Source organism: Lacicoccus qingdaonensis, from assembly GCF_900101075.1.
GTDB lineage: Bacteria > Bacillota > Bacilli > Staphylococcales > Salinicoccaceae > Lacicoccus > Lacicoccus qingdaonensis.
Map to the genome: position 1 here is coordinate 182,102 of NZ_FNFY01000002.1, position 8,365 is coordinate 190,466.

Below are 8,365 nucleotides of genomic sequence, written 5' to 3' on the forward strand. Positions count from 1 at the left end.
ATGGTTATACTGAATAACTTTTAAAATGAGGCGAAAATTATGACATTACCTATTATCGGTTTGACAACAGAAGTTGTCGGCGGAGATCATCTGGAGCTGAGATCGACTTTCATCTATTCCATTTCCAAGCTGGGCGGCATCCCGCTGCTGCTTCCGAAGGTGGAGAAGGAAGATGTGATCATGGGGCAGCTCGAACACATCGATGCGCTTTTTTTGACCGGCGGCAGTGATATCGACCCTTCGACCTACGATGAAAACCCGCATCCAAAGCTTGAAAAAGTTGAAGCCGGCCGGGACAAGTATGAACTTGAACTGATTCACCTTGCCATGGAAAAAGACATCCCGATACTCGGTGTCTGCCGCGGCAGCCAGCTCTTGAACAGTGTCGCAGGCGGCACGATGTATCAGGACCTGGATTCTGAATACGACGACACGCTCATTCAGCACAGACAGCCTTCCGCCCGTGATTTCCTCAATCATAAAATTGAAGTGATGGAAGGTACAAAACTTCATGACATTGTCGGCACGACCGAAATGTCGGTAAACAGTTTCCATCATCAGGCCAATCACGATATCGGCGCCTCTTTCGAAGTTTCCGCCGTCGCACCGGACGGGGTCATCGAAGCCATTGAAAGTAAGGAACATGACTTTGTCATGGGGCTGCAGTTCCACCCGGAAGACGCATTTGAGTTCGATGAATCTTCAAGAAAAATAATGGAAGCATTCATCAATGCTGCAAAAAACGGCAGGGCTGATTAACCAGCCCTGCCCTTTTTGTTTTGTCGCCCGGCCGGGTCTGTGCTACCCTTTAGTGTAAATATATATAAAGGGGAATCAGTATGTCACAACCTGTCATTGGAATCACTACATTTATATCAGACAAAGGACTCACACTGCCGACGACATATATCGATGCCATCAACGACTCAGACGGCGTGCCGATGGTGCTTGCCAAAACATTGGATGCGGAGAAAATGAAAGCCCAGATTGACAAGATCGATGCACTGCTCCTCACCGGCGGGAATGATATCGAGCCTGCCCTCTTCAATGAGGAACCCCACCAGCAGCTCGGTGAAATAGAACCCGGACGCGATGAATATGAAAGCGGACTTATAGAACATGCATTATCCAAGGGGATCCCCGTGCTTGGAATATGCCGCGGTGCACAGATTTTGAACATTCAGCAGGGCGGTACGATGTATCAGGATATTTATGATCAGATCGACGGCAGTGTGAACCAGCATACCCAGAAAGCGGCAAGGGATTACCTCGCGCATACAGTGAACATTGAAGACGGGTCTTTATTACATAGTATTGTCGGTGAAACGAAAATCAGGACAAATACTTTCCACCATCAGGCAAACAAGGACGTGCCGGATCATTTCATCATTTCTGCCACCTCACCTGACGGTGTCATCGAGGCAGTGGAAAGCACGATACATGATTTTGTCATCGGCCTGCAGTGGCATCCGGAAGGCACTTATTTCAATGACGAACCTTCCAGGAAAATTTTTCATGCACTCGTTGAAGCCGCTCAGAAATAAATTCAGCTCCACCGGCAGAAAGGAGAGTTTCATGAAACATGTCCATGATTTTTTAAATCAGCATATCACTGACCATTCGATTATCGGCATGGGATCCGGATCGACGATCGAAGCGTATATCCCGGCAGCAGCAGAGTATATACAGAAACATGATCTCGATGTGACCTTCGTCCCCACCTCCACACGGACGGAAAAATTTTTGCATGACCACAGGATGACAACATCGCTCGATATAGAAAAGATCGATTTCACGATAGACGGTGCAGATCATTTCACGCCGTCACTTTCAGCGGTCAAGGGGTACGGCGGCGCACTCCTCCGGGAAAAGCAGATCGGCTACTTTTCAAAAGACATCATCATCGTCGCAAAAGAGGATAAACAGACAGGGTCATTTGAAGGTCTCAAAATTCCGGTGGAAATCAATCCATTTTTGTCTGAACTGACAAAGATCCAGATTGAAGGGATTTCTGAAGCCGAGATAACAGACCGATTGGATGGAGATGATCTCTTCGTTACCGATAACGGCAATTATATAGCCGACTGCCGGTTCAGATCCATTCCGGATATTTCATCTCTCCATAATGAACTCATCAATATACCCGGCGTCATCGAGACCGGCATATTCGACCGCTTCATCAGTCAGATCGTTTCGTTCAGTGATAACGATATGGTCATTCATAAAAACCAGTAATGCGACAGGGGCCGCCGAAGCAGTCCCTGTTTTTTTCACGAATAAAATTTACTGAATATTCGTAATAAATTTTGTAAATTATTTCGCTTTCCGGTATAATGTAATCATACTTAAACGAGGGGGAAAGTAAGATGGACAAAAAGTTTTGGTTCATCCCGTTGATGCTGGTCTTGGTATTTGTTCTGGCCGCATGTACCGACGATGGCAATGTGGATGAACAAGCAGAAGGGGATAATGCTTCAGAAGACGGCGGACAAGGGGGAGACCTCGCGATCGGCATGACGAACGAACCGGTCACGATGGACCCGCATACTTCAAACGACATTCCATCGGCTCAGCTGAGAACACAGATTTACGATACGCTTGTCGCCCAGGACCTCGATATGGAAATCGGCGAAGGCCTTGCGACGGATTGGGAGCAGGTGGATGACAACACCTGGAGTTTCACTTTAAAAGAAGATGTCACTTTCCATAACGGCTCCGACTTTACAGCGGAAGATGTGAAAGCGACAATCGACCGACTGCTCGACCCTGCTGTCGGGTCATCTGTAGCATTCATGTTTGAAATGGTCGAGGAAATTGAAGTCGTGGATGACCATGAAGTCCATTTCCATACTGAGTATCCGTTTGCACCACTGCTCAGCCATCTGGCACATAACACGGCGGGTATCATGAGCAAGGAAATCATCGATGAAGATTATCAGAACGCACTGGACGGGGCGGACTCGGACATATCAGCAGAAGACTATTATGAAATGAGAGAAGAAGGCGGAGATGAATTCGAAGAACTTTCGGAAGATATTTCAGAATCACTCGGACAGGTGATTGCTGAAAATCCGGATGGTACAAACCATCTGCAGCTTCAGGAGAGAAATCCCGGGGAAAATGTCGTCCTTGAAAAATTCGATGAATTCCACGGCGAAGAGCGCAATTTTGAAACGGTGACCTACAGAGTCATTCCTGAAAACCAGGCAAGGCTCGCCGAACTGGAAACCGGCGGCATTGCCGTCAACGACAGTGTCGATGCTGAAAACATGCAGCGTGTCAGGGAGCATGAAGATACGGATATCATCGACCAGCAGGGACTGTCCATGACATACCTCGCATTCAACTATGAAAAAGAACCTTTCGACGATGAAAATGTCCGACAGGCGATATCACACGCAATCGACCGTGAGAGCATCATCAATGAGATACAGGACGGGCGCGGCGTACTCGCCTCGACACATATTTCACCGTCGGTAATCGGACACGATGAATCACAGGATGAGATGGCCTTTGACCTGGACCAGGCACGTGAATATCTCGACCAGTCCGATTATGCGGATGGATTTGATGCGACACTCTGGATTTCGGATGACGAAGTAAACAGGGATATCGCACTCTTCATGCAGGACAGACTGAGTGAAATCGACATCAATCTGGAAATCGAACAGTATGAATTCGGCACATTCCTTGAGATGGCCGAACAGGGCGACCATGATATGTTCATGCTGCAGTGGATTACCGTGACGGGGGATCCCGACTACGGTCTCTACCCTATGTTCCACACAGAAAGTCAGGATGGTTCGGGCAACCGCTGGAACTACTCCAACCCGGAACTGGACGAAGTGCTTGAAGCCGGCAGACAGGAAAGCGATGAAGGCACCCGGGAAGAACATTATGCCGAAGCACAGGAAATATTGGTAAATGACCTGCCGATCACCCCGCTCTACTACGGTGAACTCGGTCCAGGTGTCAATACTTCACTTGTGGAAGGCGTTGAAATCGATCCGGTCGGCATCATCAGACTGGAAAATGTCTCCTTCCCAGAATAGATTAATCATTGTGAACCGCTTTGAGAACTTTCTCAAAGCGGTTTTTTAATTTTCCTTTACACAATCGATACCATTCATTATATCCATTTAACAAATTATTAATATTTCTTCTATAGCATTGAAAGTACATCTTTAAAACATACATATTACAGGAGGAAATTTTTATGAATAAATGGTTGTCTTTTTCATTACTTACCATAATCATATTTGTACTTGCCGCATGTTCTGAAGACGGAGCGGAAGAAGCCGCTTCATCGGAAGAAGGAAACGGTTCTGAGGAATCTTCTGAAATCAGCGGAACTCTGGACTTTTACACTTCTCAGCCGGACGTGGATGCCGAGCAGCTCATCGATGCATTCAACGAACAGCATCCTGAAGTGGAAGTGAATCTGTTCCGCTCGGGAACTGAAGAAGTCATCAGTAAAGTCAATGCAGAAAACGAAGCGGGCGATATCATCGCAGATGTACTGCTTGTCGCGGATGATGCCACTTTTGAAGGTCTTAAAGAAGACGAACTGCTCTACGAATATGAATCTCCGGAAGCGGAATCCATTCCAGAAGATTTTGTGGACGACGACTTCACTTATTACGGCACTAAAATCATGGCGACAGTGCTCGCTGTGAATAATGAAAATGTCGAAGAGATACCTGATTCATGGCAGGTTCTCACAGAGGATGCAGCGAATGAAAATATGGTTATGCCGAGCCCTCTGTACTCGGGCGCAGCAGCATACAACCTTGGTGTTTTCACCCGCAATGATGAATTTGGCTGGGAATTTTATGAAGCCATCAATGAAAACAACCCGATGATTACTGAAGGTAACGGCGCTGTCATTGAAAATGTGGCATCCGGTGCCCAGGATTACGGCATGGTCGTCGACTATCTTGTCGCCCGTGCTTCAGCGGATGGTTCACCGGTAGAGCTGGTCTACCCTTCTGAAGGCGTACCTGTCATTACCGAGCCTGTCGGCATCATGGATGATTCGGACAACATTGAAGGTGCAGAGGCATTTGTCGACTTCGTGCTGTCGGATGAAGGGCAGGAAATGCAGAGTGAAATCGGATATACACCGATACGGGAAGGCATCGATGCGCCTGAAGGCCTGTCAACATTCGAAGAAATTGATGCTTTGACAGCACCGGTAGAGGAATTATACGAAAATCGCGAAAGCGATAAGGACCAGTTCGACGAATTGTTCAATAACTGATACTCAGGTGATTTTAAATGAATTTTAATAAAGACGGTAGACTGCATAACGCAGTCTACTCTTCATTTTCAAAGAATTTAATAAAAGCGTTCGTTCTGATCATTGTTTTCTTTATATTTATAATGCCCGTACTCAGGCTCGTCATTATGAGTTTCATCGGTGACGACGGAATGACATCAGACTTTTACAGAGATGTATTATCTTCAGACAGGACGTGGACCGTCCTGTCAAATACAGCCATCATCGTCATCCTGTCGACATTGATTTCTTCAGTACTCGGCATAGTATTTGCCTGGCTGATTGCATATACGGATATACGTGCGAAAAATATCATCCAATTGTTCATCTTTCTGCCTTTCATCATACCTTCATATATCATCTCACTGGCATGGGTGGATTTTTTCGGCGGCCAGGGTACTCTGAACACGATTTTGGAATGGTTCGGCATGGCTTCCGGCGGATGGAACCTCTACAGTTTTTCAGGTATCATCGTCGTGATGGGTATCAGTCACTTTCCTCTGGTCTACCTCTTTACTGTAAATGTGTTCAGAAGGATACCGAGGGAGATGGAACACGCAGCCCGTGCTTCCGGGGCGGGAAGATGGCACTCTTTTAAAAATATTCTCATACCGATGGCACTTCCGGGCATTGCGAGCGGTACTTTCATCGCTTTTCTCGGGAGTCTCGATAACTTCGGCACCCCTGCCTTTCTCGGCATTCCCGGAAACATTACGGTGCTGTCCACCTATATTTATCAGCAGGTGATCGGCTTTGGCACTTCCAGCTTCAATTATGCAGCAGTGCTTTCCGTTGTACTTGGCGTCATCGCCGTCATCGGCCTGTTGATCCAATGGTTTCTTCTCAGAAAATCCAAGAGGATACAGACGACACAGTTGGATATGGAACCCAGATATCATTTGGGGAGAAAGAAATATATCATTGAATTTCTTATCTCTCTGTTCTTTCTGGTCACAAGCATATTCCCTCTGCTTTCAATGGCATCGTCTTCGTTTTTGAATGCCTACGGGTTGAGCTTTACACCGGAAAATCTATCATTGGATAATTTTGAATATGTCATGACAAGCAGTTCGACGTATGATGCGATCATGAACAGCCTGAAGTTTGCAGGGGTGACAGCGGGAATCGGTCTGTTTATCGGAACGTTCATCGCGTATATCAGAGTACGTAAAGGCGGCAATACGATCAGAACAGTAGAAACTGCCATCACAATACCTTACGCCCTGCCCGGTACGGTACTCGCTCTTGCCATGATATTCACTTGGATCAATCCGATACCGAGGGTTGACTGGAATCCCGGTATATACGGTTCTGCGATGATCATGTACATCGCCTATTTCACCCGGTTTCTGCTGCTGCAGGTCAGGGGCAGCATCACAGCATTCCAGCAGGTCGACATTGAGATAGAGGAAGCGGCACAGGTGAATGGTTCAAAAGCGATGGTCAAATGGAGAAAGATACTGATTCCATTAATACTGCCGGGCGTACTCAGCGGCACGGTCCTGGTATTTCTGACCGCACTGACCGAACTTACGGTGTCCGCCCTCCTCTATTCGTCGACATCGGAGACCATAGGGGTGTCGATACTGTCATTTCAGCAGTCCGGCTATTCGCTCTATGCCAACGCCTTTTCCACTTTAATCGTTTTGACGATTATTGTTGTCTACCTGATATTATTTACAGTTCAATTTTTTATCAAAAGGAAGGTGAAGTCAGATGACAGCTGAAATCAGACAGCTGAATAAATTTTTCGGCAATTTTCAGGCTCTGAAAGATATCAACCTGGAAACTTCAGAGGGTGAGTTTATCGCCATACTCGGTCCTTCAGGATGTGGTAAAACCACCCTTTTAAGACTTTTGGCGGGATTTTCAGCTCCTTCCGGAGGAGAAATCTATCTGGATGGTGAGGCAGTCGCATCCAAAACTATGAATGTACCGCCTGAAAAAAGGAATTTAAATATGGTCTTCCAGTCATTCGCACTATGGCCGCATATGAATATCGAAGATCATATCCGGTTTGCCCTGAAAAATCACCGGTATATGGAAAAACTCAATTCAAAGGAAATGAATGAACGTATTGATGAAATTTTACGTATCGTTGGCCTCGAACAGTTCAAACACCGTCTGCCGGGTGAATTATCAGGCGGACAGAAACAGAGGGTATCACTCGCGAGGGCAATCGCCCCTGCACCAAGACTTCTTCTGATGGACGAACCGCTCAGCAACCTTGATGCTGAACTGCGGATAGAAATGCGTCGTGAGATTCAGAAAATCCATAAAATCACAAAAGCATCCATAGTCTATGTCACACATGATCAGGGAGAGGCCCTCGCAATGGCTGACCGCATCATCGTGATGAATGACGGAAAGATCGAACAGATCGGTACACCTGAGGAAATTTATGAATCGCCTGAAACATCGTTCGTCGCCACTTTTGTCGGCAAGGCGAACTTATTCAAAGGTGCATGGAAGGACGAAGTCTTCAAGCCGGAAGGGACCCAGTTGGCATGGCGCCAGAATAATGTCACCGGCAGTTTTATAAAGGACGGTATATTCCCTCTCCGACCGGAACAGATCAGACTCACAAAAGCTGAAGAAGAAAAACTCCAGGGCAGGATTATGACGAAGCAGTTCCAGGGCAAAGAGTATCATTATTCGCTTGATGTCAACGGAAGAACAGTCATCGTCCATATGCCGATTAACGAAAGTTATGAAATCGGAGAAACCGTTTCAATCGAACCGGATATAATATGGGGCTGGGACAAAAAGGCTCCTGAAAACTAAGAAAAATGGCGATTCATCGATTAATTGAGATGAATCGCCATTTTTTATGTGATTTTTCAGATGTGACAGCTTCATTCCGTTTAACTTCCTTAGATTCAGGGCCAATAATGCCAGCCCGGTTTCCAATTTGACTTTGCGTGCGCCCCGCACCGAGAATCGGCGGAACGACAAATTCGCCTTCAAGTTGCCGAAAACCGTTTCGACATCGACCTTTCGTTGTCGGTAGATGCTTCGGTTCTCTTTCACTGAAAGCTGGCGTTGAACCTGGGCTTTGAAATATTCCAGGTTCATATTCTTTTGAAT

General features: G+C 46.5%; 8 protein-coding genes. 7 read left to right on the forward strand and 1 reads right to left on the reverse strand.

Annotated elements, in window-relative coordinates; translation table 11 throughout:
- The first annotated feature begins 39 nt into the window (after window positions 1–39).
- From BLR15_RS02380 to BLR15_RS02410, 7 genes are all read left to right on the forward strand, one after another.
- Window positions 40–759, forward strand: coding sequence for a gamma-glutamyl-gamma-aminobutyrate hydrolase family protein (locus BLR15_RS02380; protein WP_092984298.1), 720 nt, complete (start codon window positions 40–42; stop codon window positions 757–759).
- Window positions 760–839: 80 nt separating this feature from the next.
- A complete protein-coding gene (locus tag BLR15_RS02385) occupies window positions 840–1,544 on the forward strand; it encodes a gamma-glutamyl-gamma-aminobutyrate hydrolase family protein (protein WP_092984300.1) in 705 nt (234 codons plus the stop codon).
- The gene (rpiA, locus tag BLR15_RS02390) at window positions 1,516–2,235 is read left to right on the forward strand and encodes a ribose 5-phosphate isomerase A (RefSeq protein ID WP_245696493.1); all 720 of its coding nucleotides are present in this window, start codon (window positions 1,516–1,518) and stop codon (window positions 2,233–2,235) included. The genes BLR15_RS02385 and rpiA overlap by 29 nt, the downstream gene beginning before the upstream one ends.
- 131 nt (window positions 2,236–2,366) lie before the next feature.
- Window positions 2,367–4,052 carry an ABC transporter substrate-binding protein gene (locus BLR15_RS02395; protein ID WP_092984302.1) on the forward strand — a complete coding sequence of 562 codons (1,686 nt, stop codon included), beginning with the start codon at window positions 2,367–2,369 and terminating at the stop codon, window positions 4,050–4,052.
- Between the two features lie 164 nt (window positions 4,053–4,216).
- Window positions 4,217–5,260: an ABC transporter substrate-binding protein gene (locus tag BLR15_RS02400; RefSeq protein WP_092984304.1), complete on the forward strand. Its 1,044-nt coding sequence runs from the start codon at window positions 4,217–4,219 to the stop codon at window positions 5,258–5,260.
- A gap of 17 nt (window positions 5,261–5,277) precedes the next feature.
- Window positions 5,278–7,005, forward strand: coding sequence for an ABC transporter permease (locus BLR15_RS02405; RefSeq protein WP_092984306.1), 1,728 nt, complete (start codon window positions 5,278–5,280; stop codon window positions 7,003–7,005).
- Complete coding sequence (locus BLR15_RS02410) at window positions 6,995–8,062, forward strand: ABC transporter ATP-binding protein (protein ID WP_092984308.1); 1,068 nt, start codon at window positions 6,995–6,997, stop codon at window positions 8,060–8,062. Before BLR15_RS02405 ends, BLR15_RS02410 begins: the two co-directional genes overlap by 11 nt.
- Here BLR15_RS02410 and BLR15_RS02415 read toward each other — a convergent pair.
- Entirely contained in the window at window positions 8,009–8,353 is a 345-nt protein-coding gene (locus BLR15_RS02415) for a transposase (RefSeq protein ID WP_407927510.1), read from the reverse strand. The two genes, BLR15_RS02410 and BLR15_RS02415, sit on opposite strands and share 54 nt — an antisense overlap.
- Window positions 8,354–8,365: the final 12 nt, after the last annotated feature.

Excerpts from the sequence above, each read along its gene's own strand:
- BLR15_RS02415 (WP_407927510.1), bottom strand. The coding sequence starts at position 8,353 with ATGAACCTGGAATATTTCAAAGCCCAGGTTCAACGCCAGCTTTCAGTG.
- rpiA (WP_245696493.1), top strand. The coding sequence starts at position 1,516 with ATGCACTCGTTGAAGCCGCTCAGAAATAAATTCAGCTCCACCGGCAGA.
- BLR15_RS02405 (WP_092984306.1), top strand. The coding sequence starts at position 5,278 with ATGAATTTTAATAAAGACGGTAGACTGCATAACGCAGTCTACTCTTCA.
- BLR15_RS02395 (WP_092984302.1), top strand. The coding sequence starts at position 2,367 with ATGGACAAAAAGTTTTGGTTCATCCCGTTGATGCTGGTCTTGGTATTT.
- BLR15_RS02385 (WP_092984300.1), top strand. The coding sequence starts at position 840 with ATGTCACAACCTGTCATTGGAATCACTACATTTATATCAGACAAAGGA.
- BLR15_RS02400 (WP_092984304.1), top strand. The coding sequence starts at position 4,217 with ATGAATAAATGGTTGTCTTTTTCATTACTTACCATAATCATATTTGTA.
- BLR15_RS02410 (WP_092984308.1), top strand. The coding sequence starts at position 6,995 with ATGACAGCTGAAATCAGACAGCTGAATAAATTTTTCGGCAATTTTCAG.
- BLR15_RS02380 (WP_092984298.1), top strand. The coding sequence starts at position 40 with ATGACATTACCTATTATCGGTTTGACAACAGAAGTTGTCGGCGGAGAT.